This is a genomic window from Pseudomonas sp. FG1, from assembly GCF_034313875.1.
GTDB classification, from domain to species: Bacteria; Pseudomonadota; Gammaproteobacteria; order Pseudomonadales; family Pseudomonadaceae; genus Aquipseudomonas; species Aquipseudomonas veronii.
This window is the reverse complement of the sequence record NZ_JAVIWP010000001.1, coordinates 5,822,615-5,842,259: the sequence shown is the minus strand read 5'-3', so window position 1 is coordinate 5,842,259 and position 19,645 is coordinate 5,822,615. Positions and strand designations below refer to the sequence as shown.

The window sequence follows — 19,645 nt, the reverse complement described above, 5'->3', positions numbered from 1 at the left end:
TCCCCTATGGTGCAGATGCTCCGTGCAAAATTCGGTCGCGTTGCCTTGCGGTGACGGCTGAAGTCTTGTGTTTCGGTAGAAAATAAATGACATGCATTTGATCGGTGTAATGTTTTGAATCGACTAATATTGAGTCGATTGTTGTGCGATTACGCTTATGAAAAATTTCATGGTAGGATTTCGCGCTTCAGTTGTTTCTGGTGTCGTTCCTATGTGGGTTCCTGAATACAGCGGCCATGGCCAGCCGGTTTACTTGATGATCGCCGACGCACTGGCGCGTGACATCGCTTCCGGGCACTTGGCCGCGGGCGAGCGCCTGCCTACCCTCAAGGAGCTGGCTGAGGCGTTGAAAGTGACGCCGGGCACCATCGGCCGCTCCTACGACGAGGCGGCCAAGCGCGGCCTGGTGATCGGGGAAGTGGGGCGAGGCACCTTCGTGCTGCCGACCCGCGGTGTCTTGGCGCCGGTGGCCAGACTCGGCGTTGCCTCCAAGGTAGATACCGGGCAGATAGACCTGTCGATCATCAAGCCCTGCGACGCCGGCATGAGCGACTGGCTGCGAGGAGCAATCGAGGAGTTGGCGCAGGCGCCCGAGTTGGGGTCGATCCTGGATTACGTCACCGACGGCGGCCATTCCGTGCATAAGGAGGCCGGGGCGTTGTGGGTGCAGCGCTGCCTGCCGGACGCCAACGCCCAACAGATCGTGTTGACGGCCGGTGCCCAACACGGCTTGCTGGTGGCCATCGGCGGCCTGTCCAGCGTCGGCGATATGATTCTGTGTGAGGAATATTGCTATCCGGGGATCATCTCCCTGGCCCACAGCCTAGGCCGTCGCCTGCACGGGGTGCAGGTCGATGAGTACGGCCTGGTACCGGCGGCGCTGCGGGCCGCGTGCATCGAGCACCGGCCCACGCTGCTGGTGACGGTGGCCACGCACCAGAACCCCACCAACTCGATCATGCCCGAATCGCGTCGCCTGGAAATCGCCGAGATCGCCCGCGAGTTTGACCTGTACATCATCGATGATGATATCTACGGCTTTCTTGAGACACGCCCCGCGCACAAACCGTTGTCGGCCTATGCCCCGGAGCGCTCGGTATACCTGACCAGCCTGTCCAAGAGCTTGTTACCGGCCCTGCGCATCGGTTACCTGTACGCGCCGCCGCAAACCCTATCGCGGCTGTCGTCCATGGTGCGCAGCAGTGTGTGGATGCCGTCGCCGTTGATGGCTCAATTGGCCAGCAACCTGATCACCAGTGGCCGTGGGGCGCAATTGGTGCGGGTGCAGCAGGAGGAAGCCGCGGAGCGCCAGCGCCTGGCGCGGCAGCTACTGGGCTCGTACGACATTCGCACCCAACCCAACAGCTTCCATGTGTGGCTCGAATTGCCCGAGCCCTGGACCAGCGACGAGTTCGCCAACCTCGCGCGCGCCAACGGCGTGATCGTGGTCAGTGGCAGCCAGTTCCTGGCCCAGCGCAGCGCCAGCACCCGTGGGGTACGCATCGCCCTGATGGGCCCTAGCCGTGCGGAGTTGGGGTTTGCGTTGACCAAGTTGGTCAGCCTGCTGGCTGCGCCGGAGCCGCGGTTGTTTTATTGATTGTTGTGGGGAGGTCGGCGGGAGGCCTGAAGGCGATTGTCTTGAGGTCTTTTGCGCTCTCAAGATTGAGCGCCGCTCGTGCGACGTTCCTCGGCTCACCTTCTCTGCCGCGAGAGTTGGCAAACCGGATGTCAGCCTAGTCCTTTCATGATACGACTCGCCCAAAACCTTGCGCGGCCAGTCACCCATTCGGCCTCGCGGTTTTTTAGCGTTCGTGTGATCTGGCTGCCCATCGTCGGATGGCTTTCTTTGCCGTTGGCGTTTTTTTTTAGCCATATGGCGGAGGGGGGAGGGCATGATTCCGGCGAGCAAAACCCTACAAGCAACAGCATACGATCCGGCCAGGCCTTTACCGCTGCTGTTTGGTGAAGGCACGAAACTCAAGACCACCAGCGCATTTGAGCTTCATTCGATGATGGAGAAAGGATTTCCGTCGGAGTTGGTAATCGCCCCCGCTACGTGACCACCATGTGTTTTCGAAGGTGCTCGGGCTTTCGGATCGAACAGTGCAGCGGCGAACCTAAGCGGTGACAAATGAATGCCCTGCTATTATAATTTGATTATCATTGATCGATTTAGGCGACAGGCAATTCCATGGAAAACAAGACTGCACGACTGACTGTGCTCATTGATCCCGTCAAGAAAAAAGCCCTTGAGGAGCTTTGCGCGTCTCAGGACCTGACACCTTCTCAGGTCGTTCGTCAGCTGATTCGGGACTATCTCGAGACGCATGGCGTGTCCTACGCGACCAAAAGCAAAATTGCGGCCAATGCCAAGTAATTCATCCCTGTATGAGCGGGCACGACAAGTGCCTGCTCATCGCGCGTCATTCACTGTCTCCTACGTCTCGCCCTGACTCTCGTTGATCTGGGTATGACTGACCAGTGCGCCATTGAAGTCCGCATGATAATGCTGTGAACCGAGCACCTGAAGAATCCCGGCCCGGTCGAGTTTGCCAAGCACTTTCTCATTGGCTTCACACAGCTTTACGACAATGCCGCGCTTGTGCAGTTGCTCAATGACTTCGAGCAGCGTTTGCAAGCCCGTGATGTCCATGAACGGCACGCGCTTCAGGCGAATAATCAACGTTCTGGGATCGGTGTGCGTTTGCGCCAAAACACGTTCAAAGGTTTCTGCGGCGCCAAAGAACAGAGGCCCCTCGATGGTGTAGACCAAAACACCGGGAGGAAGATGTGCATGTCCATTTGTACGCAACTCTGCCTCCAGCTCATCTTCGACCATTAGCTGTACCTCGACAGAGGACGCCATGCGACGCATGAATTGCAGCATGGCGAGAATCACCCCAATGTTCACGGCGATCGTCAGGTCACTGAAAACGGTCAGGCCGAAGGTGATTAGCAGGATGGCAACGTCGGCTTTGGGCGCGCGTTTGACCATGCGCTTGAAGTGCTTCAGTTCGCTCATGTTGTAAGCGACCACGAACAAGATCGCCGCCAATGCGCAAAGCGGGATATCCGAAGCCAGCGGCGCCAGAAAGAAGATCAGCAAAATCAACGTGAGGGAGTGGGCAATACCCGCGATTGGGCTATTGCCGCCATTGCGGATGTTGGTGGCCGTTCGAGCGATCGCCCCTGTCGCAGCGAAGCCACCGAACAGAGGGGTGACCAGGTTGGCAATGCCTTGTCCGATCAACTCCTGATTGGAGTCATGTTTGGTGCCGGCCATCCCGTCGGCGACAATTGCCGACAATAGTGACTCGATAGCCCCAAGCATCGCGATTGCAAACGCAGGGCCAATCAACTCAATGACCTGGGGCAGCGTTATTGCTGGAAGGCCGATTTGGGGAAGGCCTTGAGGAATGCCCCCAAATGCACTGCCGATCGTGGCCACGCCGTCGAACTGAAAATAGGCATGTAATGCCGTGACCACGACCATCGCGATCAGCGGGCCGGGAACACGCTTTAAACCCGGCAGTTTAGGTGCAAGGATCACCAGCGCCAGGCTCAGCAGGGCCAACAGTGTCGTGGGTACATGAAGGTTGGGGAATGCCTGGATGAGGTGCCACAGCCGCTGGTGGAAGTGCTCGCCACTGATTTTCGGCAAGCCCAGAAAGTCTTTCCATTGCCCGACCCAAATGATCACCCCGATGCCGGCGGTGAATCCCACAATCACCGGGTCAGGGATGAACTTGATGAGTGCGCCAAGTTTGGTGATGCCGAGCAGCAATAAAATTGCCCCGGCCATCATTGTCGCGACCTGCAAGCCATCAACGCCGTACTTGGCTGTCACGCTGGCCAGAATGACGATGAATGCGCCTGTGGGGCCCGCAATCTGCAGCCGGCTTCCGCCGAACAGCGAAACCAGCAAACCACCCACAATGGCCGTGTAGATCCCCTGTTCCGGCTTGACGCCGGAGGCGATCGCAAATGCCATGGCCAAGGGCAGCGCCACGACGCCGACGATGATCCCTGAGACGATATTTCCAAGCCAATGCTCGCGCCCTAACAAGCCCGCTTTCCAAGCTTCTCGTATCGCAATCATGACTAGCCTCGTTCTGGTGGCATGTGCATACTATTCACACGTTATGATAATAGCAAAGCAATTGGCCTAGCCTCGGTACAACACCGGCGACGCTCTAGATTCAGTGCTCAGAGAGCTGAACCCTATGCTCGGAGACCGCGCATGAAACGCGAAGATGTCAAAACCAAACACGGGGAAGGCATGCACTTTGACACGCATGTGATAGCCAACCCGGCCAACACGCACGAGTGGATCATTCTTTTCAAAAAGGATGCCGGGAGAAGCTATTTTCTGGTCAATGACAACGAGGAAGTGGAGTCATTTGGACGCCTCGATGATCTGATCCATGAGCTTCGCGAGCTGGGTATCAAATCTGCCGAAGTACATTTCTGACAGCCACCCTCAGAAACGTTGAGCAGGTCAGTAAAGATTGAGTTCTGTTAAAGAAAGAATCGACGCCCCCCATCCTTTTTCGCGATCGCCTGACACGGATCAACGCTGATCCGGCCCCATGAGCCGCGTCGACGCCCTTACGCGATTGTCGAAGTGCGTAGGGCGGCTCCAAGACGCGATAAGCAAACCCCCGAGTCCTAGTGTGTCGTGCTTGGTGCGTAGCGCGCCGGGCTTTCGAGCGCGCAAAAAAAGGCCACGCAAGGTGGCCTAAACGGGTTCAAGCATAGGAGGGCTCTATTGGCCAAAAAATACAGGCCCGCCCTGAAGTCTTAGGGCCAATAGCGTTGGTCTGCTGGCTGACAAACCCCTTCGTCAACAGCATTCAAGCCGGCAACTCGATCCTGGTCTGTGGCTCAGGACCTCGTTGCCTTGTATTATAATAGTGTTAACATAATATTGTAATCAACGTCTAATTAGGGGCTCGCATGACTACCGACTTCAAGAAGGCTGCACTGGATTACCATGAATTCCCGACCCCAGGAAAAATCGGCATCGCGCTGACCAAGCCTGCCGATACCGCCGCTCAACTCGCACTGGCGTACAGCCCTGGCGTGGCCGAGCCCGTTCGCGAAATCGCGAAGGACCCGGAGAACGTCTATCGCTTTACCGGAAAAGGCAATCTGGTGGCCGTGATCACAAACGGTACGGCCATTTTGGGTCTCGGCGATCTGGGCCCCTTGGCCAGTAAGCCGGTCATGGAAGGCAAAGCGTTGCTGTTCAAGCGTTTTGCCGGTATCGACTCGATCGATATCGAAGTCAATGCCGAGAGTTCCCAGGCTTTTATCGACACCGTCGTGCGTATCGCCGACACCTTTGGTGGGATCAATCTGGAAGACATCAAAGCCCCTGAGTGCTTTGAAATCGAGGACGCACTGATCGAACAGTGCAACATCCCGGTCTTCCATGACGACCAGCACGGCACCGCCATCGTCACCGCGGCCGGCATGCTCAATGCGCTGGAGATTCAGGGCAAAACGCTGGAGAACGCGAGAATCGTCTGCCTCGGCGCCGGTGCCGCAGCCACGGCGTGCATGCGCCTGCTGCTCAGCCTTGGCGCGCAAAAAAGCAATCTGTACATGGTCGATCGCACCGGTGTCATCCACTCGGCGCGCGAAGACCTCAACCAATACAAAGCACAATTCGTTAACGACGGTGGCCCGCGCACGTTGATGGAAGCCATGAACGGTGCCGATGTGTTCGTGGGGTTGTCTGGCGCCAATCTGCTTCCGGCTGAAGCGCTGGCGGCGATGGCTCCCAAGCCGATCGTGTTTGCCTGCTCGAACCCCGATCCTGAAATCAGCTACGAGTTGGCCATGGCCACGCGTGATGACTTGATCATGGCGACCGGTCGCTCCGACTACCCGAACCAGGTCAATAACGTTCTGGGCTTTCCATTCATCTTCCGCGGCACCCTGGATGTTCGGGCAACCCGGATCAACGAAGCGATGAAAATTGCGGCAGTGGAAGCACTGCGCCAATTGGCCAAAGAGCCAACCCCTGTGGAAGTGCTGCGAGCGTTCAACGTCGACAAGCTTGAGTTTGGGCGCGATTACATTCTCCCCAAAGCGCTCGATGCTCGCCTGCTCGGGGCAATCGCCGGCGCAGTGGCCAAGGCCGCTATCGACACCGGTGTTGCGAAGCTGCATTACCCGGCGCACTACCCGCTGTAAGCGGAGGTCAATCAGGCTGATGTGCGGCAGTTGCACGACCTTTTGCACGGTTGGCAGCTGTCGCACTCGGCGGACATCCGGCCGCCGCAGCCCCTGAACATCGACAGCCCGCCATTTGCAAGATCATCCGTTCTTGAATGATCCGAGCCACAACCCGTCTTCCTTTTATGCCTGCCTAAAAGCGATCTCACCCTGTCACGCACAGGCGTTCTAAGACCTTGGTATCATCCGGAAAACGCTGCTTTCTACCACGTGGAATTAGCATTGTATGTTAATGTTATGCGCGTCATCGATGGAGCAAATGACTGCACGCTTGATCCGGGCGCTCACCTGTAACCGCCGCATCCATAGCGAGAGCTGACACCCGTTCAGGTCGCTCGTCAATTGATCCGCAATGACCTGCGCGGTCACGGCGCGGAGGATGAAACATAGCACTCTGCCGCGGTGAAAGCCGTCAGACAGTCAATGCCTATCAGCAGACTCGTGACACCAGTCTCAGTGACCCCATCAATACAGCAGGCTGACACAGCGCTGTTAAGGAAGAGACCATGAGCAAAACCATCGCAATCATCAAGGGTGACGGCATCGGCCCTGAGATCATGCAAGCGACGCTACGCGTACTCGATGCCCTTGACTGCAATCTTCAGTACGACTTCGTTGAGGCCGGCTTGGAGGCCTTGCAGCAGCATGGGCAGCTGATGCCGCCCGCGTCCATCGATACGATCGCCAAACACGGCGTCGCACTCAAAGGCCCTCTGACCACGCCGATTGGCCGCGGCTTCTCCTCGATCAACGTCCACCTTCGCCGCCACTTCGATCTCTACGCCAACGTCCGACCGGCGATCAGTTTCCCCGGCACTCGTTCGCGCTTCGAAGGTATCGATATCATCACGGTGCGTGAAAATACCGAAGGGGCGTACCTGCCAGAAGGGCAAAGTATTTCGGAAGACGGCGAAGTCGCTCTGGCAAGCATTCGCGTAACACGCACAGCCTCCGAACGCATCGTGCGCTACGCGTTCGAGCTGGCTCGTAGCAAAGGTCGCAAAAAAGTGACCGCGGTACACAAGGCCAACATCATCAAGTCGTGCTCCGGGCTGTTCCTTGACGTGGCGCGTGAGGTCGCCGAGGATTATCCGGAAATCGAATTCCACGAGATGATCGTCGACAATGCCTGTATGCAGTTGGTGATGAATCCCCATCAATTCGATGTCATCGTCACCACCAACCTGTTTGGCGACATCCTTTCAGACCTGTGCGCAGGCCTGGTCGGTGGGTTGGGCTTGGCGCCGGGGTCCAACATCGGTGCCGATGCAGCCATCTTCGAAGCGGTCCACGGTTCGGCACCGGACATCGCCGGCAAGAACATCGCGAACCCGTGTGCATTGTTATTGGCCGCCGCAGACATGCTTGATTACCTGGGCATGGTGGACAAGGGCACGCGCATTCGTACCGCTATCCGCGTTGTTCTGGAAAACTCCCGTGACCAAGTGACACCCGATATGGGCGGGGCCGGTACCACTGAGTCCTTCGCCGATGCCTTGGTGGCCTACTTGCGTGCCTGAGTAGAGCGTCAGGAAACGCGCGCCAGCTCACTGCGAGCTGGCGACTTTCTACGTGTGCTCCACGCGGACCTGCCCGTAGGGCCGCTGGCTGGAAAACCTTCCGATACTCGAGTCCTCCAGCAGTCTTTTGTTGCCGTAACGTTGGCGTTAATAGACGTTAATCCAACATCATTATTTGCTGCGATCGCACTTGTAGATGCGCGAGGTGCCAAGGAAACAATTCAGAAATGAATTTCAGCTACCTTGATACCGATTTCGCGCAGCTCATGAATCAAATCATCAAGGTACCGAAAAGGTTCGATTTCTTCGTTGTCATTGACTAGGAAGAAGCTTCTTCCGGCATCCTTTTTAAAGAAGACGATCCACTCCTGGGTGTTGGCCGGGTTGGCAATCAAATGGGTATCAAACTGAATGCCTTCAGCGTATTTGGTTTTTACGTCTTCACGTTTCATACGGGTCTCCAAGCGCTCACGTAGTGCTGCTTTCATGCATGTCTCTGCCTCCTGGCAATCAATCAAAAGACCTCGTCCGGGCCTGAGGCCAGGGCGACGTCGATTGCCTTTCTATTATCACTGCATGATAATATTATGCACATATGATCCAGTGGAGGATAGTCGTGTGCAGAGCTGTCGAAGCGCCTGAGCCACGCGGGTCCGCCCGATGCCCTGGCGTTCAAGGCACACCGCCATGCGGCTGGCTTTGCTTTTGATTCAATGCATAAGGTTTCTGAATTTTAAGGACGACAGTCATCATGCGCAAAACAGCAATTGAGAAACGCCTTGCGCTGAATGCTCCACCCCTGGAGCCAGGGCAGCGACTGTTGGTTGGCCTTGAGCAATGCGTCGTCGTTCGGCAGCGAGAAACAGGGATCTATCAAGTTGTATTCGACTGCAAAGCCCCCAAGACTGCTCGGGTTTTTTGGGCGGAATATGAGTGGATGTTCATCGGCCGGATTAAGCGGCACGCTGAGCAAGATCCTTCATTGGAACGCTTTGTCTCGGTGCTGAGAGCAGGGTCTGAAGACTGACGGGCAGTCACGGCTCTGATCGACAGTACGCTTGGCTGAGCGCAGCCAGGTCGTGCCAGATAGAGAAAAGCCTGCAGCCATGCAGGCTTTTTTGCTGGTGTCGTTCCAGTCATCCAGGCGCACGGTGTGAGCAAGCCGAGCGACACTTCAATCCAGCAAGCGCTTCAACCCGGCGACGCCAACCGGCGGCTCCGCCGTCCACGGCACTACGATGACAGCATGGTTGGTTTCTTCGGCCACTCTCACCATTTGTTTGCGCTCGCTATCCAGGCGCGCTCGTAGCAGCGGGTCTGTCGTATCGGTGGCCAGCAACGACTTATTGACCACCCAGGCAAACGGTTCGATGTCGGCCCTGCGCAAGTCATCCTGCAGCGCTGCCGCCTGCGACACCGGGGTGGCTTCGGGCAGCGTGACGAGGATGATCTTGGTGTAGTCGGCATCTTGCAGGCGCATCAACGGCGTGACGATGTGGTCCGAGGCTTTGCCTTTGAATTCGCGAACCATCTGGCGGTGATAGGCGCCTGTGGCGTCCATCAGGAGCAGGGAGTGACCTGTGGGGGCCGTGTCGAGTACCACGAACGCGCTTCTGGCTTGCGCAACCACGCGGGAAAATGCGTGGAACACCGCGACCTCTTCGGTACACGGGGATTGCAGATCCTCGATGAGCAAGGCGGTTTCGTCTTCCGTCAGGCTTGGCGCGCGGGAGGCGACGATCTTGTCCACGTATTTTTGGGTCTCGACCTTAGGGTCGATGCGGCCGACGCTGAGTCCCTGCACATCGGCATTGAGGGTGACCGCCAGATGCGCCGCAGGATCTGTCGTACTCAGGTGTACGGACTTGCCATGCTGTACCAGTCCCAGGGCGATGGCGGCGGCAATGGTGGTTTTGCCCACACCGCCTTTGCCCATGACCATGATCAGGCCGCGCTGGTCGTGGGCTAACTCGGCGATCAATTCCGCGAGTGCGGGATATTCCAGGCGCGACGGTACTGGGTTTGCAATGCTGGCTGGGACAGCAAGCTCGGGTGTCAGCAGTGCGCGAAGCGCGGGCAAGCCAACCGAATCCACGGCCTTGAGTGGGATGTAGTCGGCTGAAAGCTGGCGCAGTGACGCGGGCATCTCGTCGAGCGCTTGCTGGCCCATAGCTTCGATCGCGGCGGCGATCGGGTCATTCAAGTCGCTGCGTTTAAATACAGCATTGACCACCAGGCGCTGGTGGTTCAAGCCCAGTTCACGGAGTTCGTCGCTGGAGCGTGCAGCCTCGCTGAGCGCGCCTTTATCAGGGCGCGTCACCAGAACAACGGTGGTCAGGGCTGGATCATTGAGCGCCACCAATGCCTGATTGAACAACTGCTCCTGCATTTTCAAGCCCGAGTGCGGCCCCAGGCATGATGCGCCACGATCGTTGCCTTTTAGAAAGCCGCTCCACGCTTTTGGCAGGCTCAACAATCTGAGCGTGTGCCCCGTGGGCGCGGTATCGAACACGATGTGGTCATACGCCGCGCTGCCCTGCGACAGCAGGTGGGAGAACTCATCGAAGGTTGCGATTTCGGTCGTGCATGCCCCGGAGAGTTGCTCACGCACCAAGGCGATGTCTTCATCGCGGGCATGGTCGCCCATTTGCTCGATCACCCGGGCCCGATAGTCAATTGCTGCGGTCCCTGGGTCGATATTGAGCACGAACATTCCAGGCACGTGCGGCACCGCGACAGGCTGATTGCTCAGCTCGACGCCGAGCATCTCGTCAAGGTTCGAGGCGGCGTCCGTGCTGACCAGCAGTACCTTCTTGCCGGCCTCGGCCAGTGCGAGTGATACCGCGGTTGAGACCGACGTTTTGCCGACACCGCCCTTGCCGGTGAAGAACATATATCGGGTGGGTTGATCGAGCAATTTGAGGGTGGGCTGCATGGCGCGCTGACTCCCTTGCGGAGCATGACTGGGTTTTGCAGTTTAGACCGATGTTCAGAATCGCCAATGGGGTCATATCAATCAAACGGTAATTTTTACCGTCCTGATAGAGGAGTGTTCTGTCGGAAGAGGGCAGTAATCCACAGCCCAAGTGAACAGCCTGTTTGGCTGGTTTTTGCCCTGCGGATCACATCGTCGAGCGTGCTGCAATTCAAATAATTGGAAAACAGAGAAAAGCCCCACAGCACACGCCGATTTTTCGACGTAGGTATTTCTTTAAAAAGCCTTGATCATCGACGCCGCTCTCTCACAACAAGAGGGCAAATCTGAAAAGCAAAGACGAGCTGGCTGACAGTCATCCGCCTGTGGAGCTGTTTGCTCTAGAAAAAGGTTGGCATTGAGACTTGCTCCCCAGTAGTTAGTTGAATGCCTGCATAACTTGACGTGATAAGGAATAGTCGTGTGAATAAAAAATTAATCGTATGCACATTGTTGGCGTGCTCTGCATTTTCGGCGCTCAGCCATGCGGCGGACGGCACTATTAACTTCACCGGTACGATCACCGATGCCGCGTGTACTGTTACACCCGGTACTGCCAATCAGACGGTGACAATGGGGACGGTCAGTTCAACGGCATTGGCCAATGTCGGCGATACCGCAGCCCCGACCCGGTTCGATATCGTCCTGACTAACTGCCCGGCCACGGCCACCAGCGCGGTCGTAAAGTTTGATGGCCCGACCGACGGGAATAACAGCAGTTTGATTGCCCTGACGAGTGGGGCTGGAACCGCCGAGGGTGTGGCGATCGGTGTGTATGAGGGGGATGCCGCTACGTTGATTCCCGTGGGCTCCCCGTCCGTCAGCAAGCCTCTTTCTCCGGTAGCCGACACCACCTTCAACTTCTTCGCCAAATATGTGGCAACCGCTCCAGTGGTGGCCGGTTCCGGCAACGCCGTCAGTGATTTCACAGTTATTTATAACTGATCACTAAGACAGGCCGGGCACGCTGCTCGGCCTTCTCAACAAGTGGGTTTGCTCACGTGCAGGCTTGAGCAAAGCGTCGGTAGGAGATACGTCGATGGGGTGGCTGAAATACATGTTAACCGCCGGCCTGCTGGTCGGTACGGTGCATACGGCTATTGCGGGTGTGGTGGTGGGGGGCACGCGGGTGGTGTACGACGGCTCAAGGAAAGAAGCCTCGATTTCGGTGAAAAACACCGAGAAGACCAAACCGTATCTGATTCAGTCATGGGTTGATGACGGGGCGCAGACTGCACCTGGCAAGGCGCCGTTTATCATGACGCCGCCGCTGTTTCGGCTGGATGCCGAGCAGGAGAATGTGCTGCGCATCATTCGCACCGGAGGGGATTTTCCGCAGGACAGAGAGTCGGTGTTCTGGGTGAATATCAAGTCGATTCCCGCCTCGGAAAAAACCGAAGAAAACCAACTGCTGATTTCTGTGAAGAGTCGGATAAAACTCTTCTATCGCCCGCCGGGAATGCCAGGAGAGTCGCTGAATGCTTATAAGGCACTGGTCTTTACGCGGGTAGGTAAAGCGTTGCAGGTCAACAACCCTACGGCGTATCACGTGTCTTTTTTCGCGTGAGCGTGGGTGACCAGGTTATTAACGATGCCGGTATGGTTGCTCCCAAAAGTACATTGGCCTGGTCGATGCCGGAAGGTGCAAGTGGAGCCGTCAGTTGGCAAGCCATCAATGATTATGGCGGTATTACGCCGCAGGCCAGTGCGCCACTCTAATTCATAAGGGCTGTTAGTTTTAACGGCTACCTGTTTCGTTAATGCGTTGGATCAACCGCCCTTTGGTGTTGGGGTGGCGGGCACTGTGTTGCCCGGATTGCGGGGCTTCTTATATGAACGCTATAAATAATGGAATGCTACGCCTGAAACTAAAGGTGCTGGCCGCGCATGCACTCAAATGCATGATAGGCATTACGCTGTGTTCGTCCAATGCGCTGGCGCGTGAGTATTTCAATGCCAGTGCCTTGGAGATCGACAATGCAGAACAAACGTGGGTCGACCTCGACGCATTCTCCAATCAGGGCGGGCAGTTGCCTGGAAGTTATTCAGTGGACCTCTACTTGAACGACCGACGAATAGCCAGTCGCGATATTAACTTCGTTGCGCTGGACGGTCTGTTGCAACCTGAACTTACCCCACGACAATTACAGGAGATGGGCGTCAAGTTGCAGGCGTTTCCTGCGTTGCGCGAACTGCCCCAGGAAACCCCCATCAGCAACCTGCAGGCATACATTCCAGATGCGGGCAGCGTGTTCAACTTTCATCAGCGCCGTCTGGACATCAGCATTCCCCAAGCGGCGCTCACCCGTGAAGCACGCGGGCAGATTGATCCTGAACAGTGGGACCAAGGCCTGCCGGCCGCGCTGCTCAATTACAGTTTCAGCGGCGCGAACACCCGGCGCGAAGGGCGTTCCGGCAGCGATGACAATTACTACCTGAACCTGCGCAGCGGGTTGAACCTGGGCGCCTGGCGGCTACGTAACTACTCGACTTACACCCAAGGTGACAGCCGAGCCCAATGGGCCAGCCTCAATACGTACCTTCAGCGTGATGTGCATTCGTTGAAGAGCCAGTTGGTCGTGGGGGACAGCTTCACGCCGGGGGAGTTGTTCAACAGCGTGCAGTATCAGGGCATTCAATTGGCCTCGGACGACAACATGTACCCCGACAGCCTGCGTGGGTTCGCTCCGGTGGTGAGAGGCATCGCCCGCAGCAACGCCCAGGTGACGGTGCGCCAGAACGGTTACATCATCTATCAGACTTATGTGCCCGCCGGCGCATTCGAAATCACGGATTTGTACCCCACGTCTTCCAGCGGCGATATGGAAGTCACCATCACTGAGGCCGATGGCAGCGTGCGCAGCTCGATTCAGCCTTTTTCGGCGGTGCCGGTGATGGTCCGGGAAGGGCGCTTCAAGTATTCGCTGGTCGCGGGCGAATACCGTTCGACGGCGAGCAAGAGCAGCACCCCCGCATTTGCCCAGGGTACGCTGATTTACGGGTTGCCCGGCGACACCACCGTGTACACGGGTGTCCTTGCCTCGGCGAAGTATTCGGCGACGTCCTTGGGCGTCGGCCACGGGTTTGGCGAATGGGGCTCGCTTTCCATGGATGTGAGCCAGGCCCGCACCGAGTTGCGCCAGGGTTCCCGGCACGATGGCCAGTCGGTGCGCTTTCAATATGCGAAGGATATCGCGGCCACCAACACCACGTTCACCCTGGCCGGTTACCGTTATTCCACCAGCGGTTATTACGATTTCCAGGAAGCCAATGAGATCGACCCCGGCAACTTCAATGACTGGCGACGCCTGTATAACCGGCGCAGCCGTGCGCAACTCAATATCAACCAGTCCCTGGGCGAATACGGCAACTTTTATATCAATGGCTATCAGCAGGACTTCTGGCGACAAACCGGTTACGAACGGAGCCTGAGTGCCGGTTATAACCTGAGCCGGGGCGGCGTGACCTACGGTTTGAGTTATGCCTACACGCAGACCCCCGCGTATAACGGGCGCAAGCGCAATGACCAGCAACTGGCATTCAATATCCAGTTGCCGTTGGGGAGTGCTCTGCGTAATAGCTGGGTGAATTACAACCTGAATACCGATGCACAGGGAAAGACCGCCCACGAACTGGGGCTCAGTGGCGCGACGCTGCCGGACGATAATCTGATCTACAGCGTCAGCCAGGGCTATGCCAGCCCAGGGCAAGGCAACAGCGGCAATGCTCACGCGACGTATAAAGGCGCTTACGCGGAAACCAAGCTCGGTTACAACTACGAGCGACACTCCCGACAACTCAACTATGGCGCACAGGGTGGCGTCGTTGCGCACCCGTTCGGCATCACCTTCTCCCAACCCCAGGGCGAAACCATGGCGCTGGTGCGCGCGCCTGGCGCTGCCGGGGTCAAAGTGCAAAACAACACTGGGGTCAATACCGATTGGCGCGGTTATGCGCTGGTTCCTCATGTCAGCACCTATCGTCGCAACCGCATTGCGTTGAGCACCGAAACACTGGCCGATGACATCGACATCGAGGCCAATACCCAATCGGTCATCCCGACCCGTGGCGCCTTGGTGCTCGCGGATTTCCAGACCCGCGTCGGCAGCCGGGTACTGATGGCCCTCACATATCAGGGAAAACCCGTCACGTTCGGCGCCAGCGCAACGCTGGTGCAAGAGTCGACGACGTTTGCCAGCAGCGGCATTGTCGGCCTGGAAGGGGAGGTTTATCTAAGCGGCATGCCGGAACAGGGTGAAGTGAAGGTTCAGTGGGGCGAGCAAGCGGACCAACAATGCACGGCAGCTTTTGTTTTACCGATATCCATTGAAGGGTCGCAGCCTTTTTCAATCATCAGGACGTTATCGGTGTCATGCAATTAATCGAGGGCTTTTTATGCTGGGTGTACAACGGACGCTGATTAGGTTTTTCTGTTTTGGCAGTGCGGCATGGGCTTTAACGGTGTTATCGAATAACGCATTGGCATCGTGCCGTTTTTACAATGGCGTGTCGTCGGCGTTGACGCGAACGGTAAATTTTGGAACGTTGATTGTCCAGCGTGATACTCCCATCGGCACGGTTTTGGCAACCGCCAATACCGGCGCCTACAATGGTGGCCGGTATTTTTACGGCTGCAGTGTGAATTATGTGCATCGCTTTGCAATGGAACAGTTCAGAGTCATCAGTGCATATGGGAATAACGTATACAACACCAATATAGCGGGTGTGGGGATTCGTGTATTATTCTTCGGCGGCGCTATGCCTTACGATGTCAACTTTAACGGGCCCAGCACTGTTGCGCTGCCTGAACCCGGAATTACCGTGCAGTTGGTAAAAACCACTTCGGGGGCAGTTGGGGCCGGTGTTCTGACGAATGGAAGACTCGCCTCAGGCAGTATCGTTAATTATTTTTATGCTGCTTACGCCAGCCTGTCCGGCACCAATACCATCATTCCCGTCGCTTGTTCGGTCTCCAATACGTCCATCCCTGTGCCCATGGGCAATGTGCCGCGAAGCCAGTTCACCGGCCCGGGAAGCGCGGGAGATGAAATCAACTTTTCCATCCCGCTCGATTGCGATGCCAATACACGGGTCAAAGTTGCCCTGGATGGCAACGCCCACAGCTCCGGGATTGCTGGGGTGCTGGCACTGAATGCGTCTCCTACCGCCGCAACCGGGGTTGGCGTAAGGCTCTACTACAACAATGCCCCCGTCACGCTTAGAACGCCGATTGCCGCGGGCACTACGGTCAGCGACGGCCCCTATGCAATCCCGTTGGTGGCACGTTACTACCAGACCGATGCCAGCGTTACCGCCGGCCAGGCCAACAGCACCGCGACGTTTACCATGACCTACAACTGACCAAACCCGAGGGTCGGACGTAGCGCTGCGGGGTGTCGGAATTTTCTGCTGTAATGCCGGGGCTAGAGCAGGCGCAGCCCTGCGGCACTAACCTGGTTTTTCACGGTCAACAGCCCCCGCACCATCGTTGATGGTTGTCGGTTTATCCTCAGCCAAAAGATCTAGAACATGTACCTACGCAACATTGCAGTCGGGCTGTCGGCCCTTGTTTTACTCTCGACCGCGGCCCATGCCCGCAGTCTGCCTGACCTCTACACGGCCACCGAACAACGTGCCTCCTTTGATGGCTGTGCCGATCTTTTCCCCGCCGCCAAACCCATCAACACTGCCACCGTGCCCGCCAGCATGCGGCCCCTGGCCCTGTGTTCGGACAATTTTGCGGTGCTCTATTCGCAGACCAGCAAGACGCCGCTGGTGGTGGTCGAGCGCCTGAACGCCGAGCAATTGCAGGATGCCAAGGGCGAGGAGCGCACCAACCTGTTCTACCCCGACCCGCGCATCCCCAAGGATGGCCGTGCAGAGTTGAGTGACTACCACAGCCAGCATCCGGCCTTCGACCGTGGCCACCAGTCGCCGGCCGCCGACGCACCGAACGCCCATGCCATGGCGCAGTCGTTTGCACTGTCGAACATGGTGCCGCAAGACCCTACCAACAACCGTAAGATCTGGAGCAAGGTCGAGGCGGATGTGCGCAAGTTCGCCAAGCGCGCTGGCGGTGATGTGTTTGTGTTCACCGGCCCGTTGTTTGACCCCGGCTACGGCACCATCGGCGACAACCAGGTCTGGGTGCCGACGCGCCTGTTCAAGCTGGTGTACGACGCTTCGTCGAAACGCGCCTGGGCTTACGTGCTGCCCAACGCGCAGACGCGCATCCAGCGGCCAATGGACTATGACGCGTTCGTGAAGAGTACCGGGCTGAAGTTGCTCGGTAATCTTCCGGTCTCCGGGTCAGTAGGGCGCACGTAAGAGGGGGCGTCACCCGGCGTCGCGCTACGCCACATCGAGCGTGCGAAACTCGACGGTGAGGTGACTCACTTCATGCACCGGTTTGAGGCGCTCGCGAATGCTGTCGGCATCCGCTGTGGAGCGGCCGACAACGCTCACGATTGCCGCATGCACACCGGGCCCTACCTGCCAGACGTGCAAGTCGGTAATCGTCGCGTCGCCCGGTTGTTCCACCAGCTCCCGGATCTCCGCAGCAACATGCTCATGGGTCTGATCGAGTAGTACGCCGGCAGTCACGCCCATCAAGCTCCAGGCCCAGCGTGCGATCACGATGGCGCCGACGATACCCATCGCCGGGTCCAGCCAGACCCAACCCAGGTACCGCCCCGCCAGCAGCGCAGCGATTGCCAGCACCGAGGTCAGTGCATCGGCGAGAACATGCACATAGGCGGATCTCAGGTTGTTATCGTGGCCATGGTGGCCGTGGGCATGTTCGTGTTCGTGGTCATGCCCGTGGCTATGACCGTGGCCGAGCAACAGCGCACTGACGATATTGACCACCAGCCCCACCACGGCAATCAACGTCGCGGTGCCGAACTGCACGTCGGTCGGTTGCAACAGGCGCATGACCGACTCGATGCCAATGCCCAGGGACACCAGCGCCAGGATCAGCGCCGAGGCAAAGCCGCCCAGATCACCGACCTTGCCGGTGCCGAAGCTGAAACGCGGGCTCGACGCATGGCGTCGGGCATAGGCGTAGGCCGCGGCGGCGATGCCCAACGCACCCGCGTGGGTGGCCATATGAAAACCGTCGGCCAGCAGGGCCATCGAACCGGTGAGGGCGCCGGCGGCGATTTCCGCGACCATCATCACCACCGTCAACATCACCACCCATAAGGTGCGCTTGGCGTTTTCTTCGTGGGCCGAGCCGAGGAAGACATGCTCGTGGGTATGATCAAGGCTCATTTGGAGTACCGCCGAATGGCTTCAAGCAACTCTTCGACGCCCTGGTTGCGTTCTTCCTCGCTGAGGGATGGGTCCGCCACATGCGCCCGGGCATGTTCTTCGATGATTTCTTCCATCAAGCCGTTGATGGCGCCGCGTGTGGCGGCGACCAGGTGCAGGGTCTTGGCGCAATCGCTGTCCGATTCCAACGCTCTTTCCACCGCTTGAATCTGACCGGCAATGCGCTTGACGCGCTTGATCAGACTGTCTTTATTGGCCGCTATATGGCTCAAAATATACCCCCCCTACCTATGAGGCGCGGAGCATGGCATACCCCTCCCCCCTATGCAATCTTCCGCCGAGAGACAGGCCCTCTCGGTTTATACTCGACGATCTGGTCATCAACCCCCTTCAAATGAATTGAGATACCTCATGAGCACCTCTCTTTCCACAACCTCTGCGCGCAAGCCTGTCGCGCCCCTGGTGGCCTTTGCGCTCCTGGTGCTGGGCGCCGTATTCCTGCACAACCTTGTCGGCATGCGCCAGGTGCTGTTGCTGGTCGTCGGCGCCGCGCTGGGCTTGACCCTGTACCACGCCGCCTTCGGTTTCACCTCGGCCTGGCGGGTGTTTATCAATGACCGGCGCGGCGCCGGTTTGCGTGCGCAAATGGTGATGCTGGCGATAGCGGTATTGCTGTTCTTCCCGGCGCTGGGGGCGGGCACGTTGTTCGGCCAGCCGGTGGTCGGGCTGGTAGCGCCGGCCGGGGTATCGGTGGTGTTCGGTGCGTTCATTTTCGGCATCGGCATGCAGCTGGGCGGCGGCTGTGCGTCGGGCACCCTGTTCACCGTGGGCGGCGGTAATGCGCGCATGTTGGTGACGCTGTTCTTCTTTATCTGTGGTTCGTTGATCGCCACGCACCATGTGGGCTGGTGGTTTGCACTGCCGGCGTTCCCGGCGACGTCGATCGTCAAAAGTGTCGGCGTCATGCCGGCGCTGCTTCTGAACCTGGCGGTGTTCGGCCTTATCGCAGCCGTCAGCGTGCGCCTGGAAAAGGCCCGTCATGGTCAACTGGAAGCCGGCGTGACCAGCGAACACCAAGGCTTGCGCCGTTTCCTGCGTGGCCCCTGGCCCTTGGTGTGGGGCGCGATTGGCTTGGCCCTGCTCAATTACGCAACCCTGGCCCTGGCCGGGCGGCCTTGGGGCATCACCTCGGCGTTCGCGCTGTGGGGCGCCAAGGTGGCGAGTGGCCTGGGTGTGGAGGTGGGCAGTTGGGCGTTCTGGCAAATGCCGGGCAACGCCAAGGCTCTGGCCGCGCCGGTGTGGGAAGACATCACCAGCGTGATGGACATCGGCATCGTCCTCGGTGCGCTCCTGGCCGCCGGCCTGGCCGGGCGTTTCGCCCCCAACCTGAACATTCCTGCGCGCTCGCTGATGGCGGCGGTGATCGGTGGCCTGCTGCTCGGTTACGGCTCGCGCCTGGCCTACGGTTGCAACATCGGCGCGTACTTCAGTGGCATCGCCTCCGGCAGCCTGCATGGCTGGGTGTGGCTGGTGGCGGCGTTCATCGGCAACAGCGTCGGCGTGCGGTTGCGCCCGTTCTTCTTTGCCGGCGAGCGGCCGCAGGTGGCGTTGAGCGGGTGCTGAGAATGCTCGCACA

General features: G+C 58.2%; 19 protein-coding genes. 14 read left to right on the top strand and 5 right to left on the bottom strand.

Features of this window, described 5'->3' with window-relative positions; translation table 11 throughout:
• Positions 1-211 precede the first annotated feature (211 nt).
• From RGV59_RS26820 to RGV59_RS26810, 3 genes are all read left to right on the top strand, one after another.
• Entirely contained in the window at positions 212-1,597 is a 1,386-nt protein-coding gene (locus RGV59_RS26820; protein WP_046483922.1) for a PLP-dependent aminotransferase family protein, read from the top strand.
• A gap of 295 nt (positions 1,598-1,892) precedes the next feature.
• Positions 1,893-2,060 (top strand): hypothetical protein, encoded by a 168-nt coding sequence (locus RGV59_RS26815; protein WP_017845886.1) that lies wholly within the window; start codon positions 1,893-1,895, stop codon positions 2,058-2,060.
• Between the two features lie 131 nt (positions 2,061-2,191).
• On the top strand, positions 2,192-2,377 hold the full coding sequence (locus RGV59_RS26810) for a ribbon-helix-helix protein, CopG family (RefSeq protein WP_017845887.1): 186 nt from the start codon (positions 2,192-2,194) through the stop codon (positions 2,375-2,377).
• Between the two features lie 60 nt (positions 2,378-2,437).
• On the opposite strand, the gene RGV59_RS26805 is transcribed toward RGV59_RS26810, so the two are convergent.
• The gene (locus RGV59_RS26805; RefSeq protein WP_026139891.1) at positions 2,438-4,099 is read right to left on the bottom strand and encodes a SulP family inorganic anion transporter; all 1,662 of its coding nucleotides are present in this window, start codon (positions 4,097-4,099) and stop codon (positions 2,438-2,440) included.
• 141 nt (positions 4,100-4,240) lie between these two features.
• On the opposite strand from RGV59_RS26805, the gene RGV59_RS26800 reads away from it, so the two are divergent.
• The 3 genes from RGV59_RS26800 (at position 4,241) to RGV59_RS26790 (ending at position 7,763) form a co-directional block, all read left to right on the top strand.
• The gene (locus RGV59_RS26800; protein WP_017845889.1) at positions 4,241-4,471 is read left to right on the top strand and encodes a hypothetical protein; all 231 of its coding nucleotides are present in this window, start codon (positions 4,241-4,243) and stop codon (positions 4,469-4,471) included.
• Between the two features lie 485 nt (positions 4,472-4,956).
• Positions 4,957-6,201, top strand: coding sequence for a malic enzyme-like NAD(P)-binding protein (locus RGV59_RS26795; protein WP_017845890.1), 1,245 nt, complete (start codon positions 4,957-4,959; stop codon positions 6,199-6,201).
• 548 nt (positions 6,202-6,749) lie between these two features.
• On the top strand, positions 6,750-7,763 hold the full coding sequence (locus RGV59_RS26790; RefSeq protein ID WP_079444408.1) for an isocitrate dehydrogenase: 1,014 nt from the start codon (positions 6,750-6,752) through the stop codon (positions 7,761-7,763).
• A gap of 221 nt (positions 7,764-7,984) precedes the next feature.
• On the opposite strand, the gene RGV59_RS26785 is transcribed toward RGV59_RS26790, so the two are convergent.
• Positions 7,985-8,215 (bottom strand): hypothetical protein, encoded by a 231-nt coding sequence (locus tag RGV59_RS26785; protein WP_017845892.1) that lies wholly within the window; start codon positions 8,213-8,215, stop codon positions 7,985-7,987.
• A 299-nt stretch (positions 8,216-8,514) separates the two neighbouring features.
• On the opposite strand from RGV59_RS26785, the gene RGV59_RS26780 reads away from it, so the two are divergent.
• A complete protein-coding gene (locus tag RGV59_RS26780; protein ID WP_017845893.1) occupies positions 8,515-8,790 on the top strand; it encodes a hypothetical protein in 276 nt (91 codons plus the stop codon).
• Positions 8,791-8,937: 147 nt separating this feature from the next.
• Here the strand turns inward: RGV59_RS26780 and arsA are convergent, their stop codons facing one another.
• Positions 8,938-10,698 (bottom strand): arsenical pump-driving ATPase, encoded by a 1,761-nt coding sequence (gene arsA, locus RGV59_RS26775; RefSeq protein WP_126587174.1) that lies wholly within the window; start codon positions 10,696-10,698, stop codon positions 8,938-8,940.
• Positions 10,699-11,160: 462 nt separating this feature from the next.
• Between arsA and RGV59_RS26770 the strand changes: the two genes are divergently transcribed.
• From RGV59_RS26770 to RGV59_RS26745, 6 genes are all read left to right on the top strand, one after another.
• Positions 11,161-11,682 (top strand): fimbrial protein, encoded by a 522-nt coding sequence (locus tag RGV59_RS26770; protein ID WP_017845895.1) that lies wholly within the window; start codon positions 11,161-11,163, stop codon positions 11,680-11,682.
• A gap of 94 nt (positions 11,683-11,776) precedes the next feature.
• Positions 11,777-12,304: a molecular chaperone gene (locus RGV59_RS26765; protein WP_322247123.1), complete on the top strand. Its 528-nt coding sequence runs from the start codon at positions 11,777-11,779 to the stop codon at positions 12,302-12,304.
• A gap of 32 nt (positions 12,305-12,336) precedes the next feature.
• The gene (locus RGV59_RS26760) at positions 12,337-12,456 is read left to right on the top strand and encodes a hypothetical protein (protein WP_322247122.1); all 120 of its coding nucleotides are present in this window, start codon (positions 12,337-12,339) and stop codon (positions 12,454-12,456) included.
• Between the two features lie 113 nt (positions 12,457-12,569).
• The gene (locus RGV59_RS26755) at positions 12,570-15,119 is read left to right on the top strand and encodes a fimbria/pilus outer membrane usher protein (protein WP_256580885.1); all 2,550 of its coding nucleotides are present in this window, start codon (positions 12,570-12,572) and stop codon (positions 15,117-15,119) included.
• A 13-nt stretch (positions 15,120-15,132) separates the two neighbouring features.
• Complete coding sequence (locus tag RGV59_RS26750) at positions 15,133-16,098, top strand: fimbrial protein (protein ID WP_102618559.1); 966 nt, start codon at positions 15,133-15,135, stop codon at positions 16,096-16,098.
• 168 nt (positions 16,099-16,266) lie between these two features.
• Positions 16,267-17,064 carry a DNA/RNA non-specific endonuclease gene (locus tag RGV59_RS26745; protein WP_102618558.1) on the top strand — a complete coding sequence of 266 codons (798 nt, stop codon included), beginning with the start codon at positions 16,267-16,269 and terminating at the stop codon, positions 17,062-17,064.
• Positions 17,065-17,088: 24 nt separating this feature from the next.
• Here the strand turns inward: RGV59_RS26745 and dmeF are convergent, their stop codons facing one another.
• Both dmeF and RGV59_RS26735 read right to left on the bottom strand, forming a co-directional pair.
• Complete coding sequence (dmeF, locus tag RGV59_RS26740; protein ID WP_102618557.1) at positions 17,089-18,009, bottom strand: CDF family Co(II)/Ni(II) efflux transporter DmeF; 921 nt, start codon at positions 18,007-18,009, stop codon at positions 17,089-17,091.
• Positions 18,006-18,281 carry a metal/formaldehyde-sensitive transcriptional repressor gene (locus RGV59_RS26735; protein ID WP_017849380.1) on the bottom strand — a complete coding sequence of 92 codons (276 nt, stop codon included), beginning with the start codon at positions 18,279-18,281 and terminating at the stop codon, positions 18,006-18,008. The genes dmeF and RGV59_RS26735 overlap by 4 nt, the downstream gene beginning before the upstream one ends.
• A 139-nt stretch (positions 18,282-18,420) precedes the next feature.
• Here RGV59_RS26735 and RGV59_RS26730 point away from each other — a divergent pair, with 139 nt between their 5' ends.
• On the top strand, positions 18,421-19,632 hold the full coding sequence (locus tag RGV59_RS26730) for a YeeE/YedE family protein (protein WP_017849379.1): 1,212 nt from the start codon (positions 18,421-18,423) through the stop codon (positions 19,630-19,632).
• Positions 19,633-19,645 lie beyond the last annotated feature (13 nt).

Bases quoted from the DNA above. Each gene is read 5' to 3' on its own strand.
- RGV59_RS26730 (WP_017849379.1), top strand. From the start codon at position 18,421: ATGAGCACCTCTCTTTCCACAACCTCTGCGCGCAAGCCTGTCGCGCCC.
- RGV59_RS26810 (WP_017845887.1), top strand. From the start codon at position 2,192: ATGGAAAACAAGACTGCACGACTGACTGTGCTCATTGATCCCGTCAAG.
- RGV59_RS26760 (WP_322247122.1), top strand. From the start codon at position 12,337: ATGGTTGCTCCCAAAAGTACATTGGCCTGGTCGATGCCGGAAGGTGCA.
- RGV59_RS26765 (WP_322247123.1), top strand. From the start codon at position 11,777: ATGGGGTGGCTGAAATACATGTTAACCGCCGGCCTGCTGGTCGGTACG.
- RGV59_RS26785 (WP_017845892.1), bottom strand. From the start codon at position 8,215: ATGAAACGTGAAGACGTAAAAACCAAATACGCTGAAGGCATTCAGTTT.
- RGV59_RS26815 (WP_017845886.1), top strand. From the start codon at position 1,893: ATGATTCCGGCGAGCAAAACCCTACAAGCAACAGCATACGATCCGGCC.
- RGV59_RS26800 (WP_017845889.1), top strand. From the start codon at position 4,241: ATGAAACGCGAAGATGTCAAAACCAAACACGGGGAAGGCATGCACTTT.
- RGV59_RS26805 (WP_026139891.1), bottom strand. From the start codon at position 4,099: ATGATTGCGATACGAGAAGCTTGGAAAGCGGGCTTGTTAGGGCGCGAG.
- dmeF (WP_102618557.1), bottom strand. From the start codon at position 18,009: ATGAGCCTTGATCATACCCACGAGCATGTCTTCCTCGGCTCGGCCCAC.
- RGV59_RS26790 (WP_079444408.1), top strand. From the start codon at position 6,750: ATGAGCAAAACCATCGCAATCATCAAGGGTGACGGCATCGGCCCTGAG.
- RGV59_RS26750 (WP_102618559.1), top strand. From the start codon at position 15,133: ATGCTGGGTGTACAACGGACGCTGATTAGGTTTTTCTGTTTTGGCAGT.
- RGV59_RS26745 (WP_102618558.1), top strand. From the start codon at position 16,267: ATGTACCTACGCAACATTGCAGTCGGGCTGTCGGCCCTTGTTTTACTC.
- RGV59_RS26755 (WP_256580885.1), top strand. From the start codon at position 12,570: ATGAACGCTATAAATAATGGAATGCTACGCCTGAAACTAAAGGTGCTG.
- arsA (WP_126587174.1), bottom strand. From the start codon at position 10,698: ATGCAGCCCACCCTCAAATTGCTCGATCAACCCACCCGATATATGTTC.
- RGV59_RS26820 (WP_046483922.1), top strand. From the start codon at position 212: ATGTGGGTTCCTGAATACAGCGGCCATGGCCAGCCGGTTTACTTGATG.
- RGV59_RS26795 (WP_017845890.1), top strand. From the start codon at position 4,957: ATGACTACCGACTTCAAGAAGGCTGCACTGGATTACCATGAATTCCCG.
- RGV59_RS26780 (WP_017845893.1), top strand. From the start codon at position 8,515: ATGCGCAAAACAGCAATTGAGAAACGCCTTGCGCTGAATGCTCCACCC.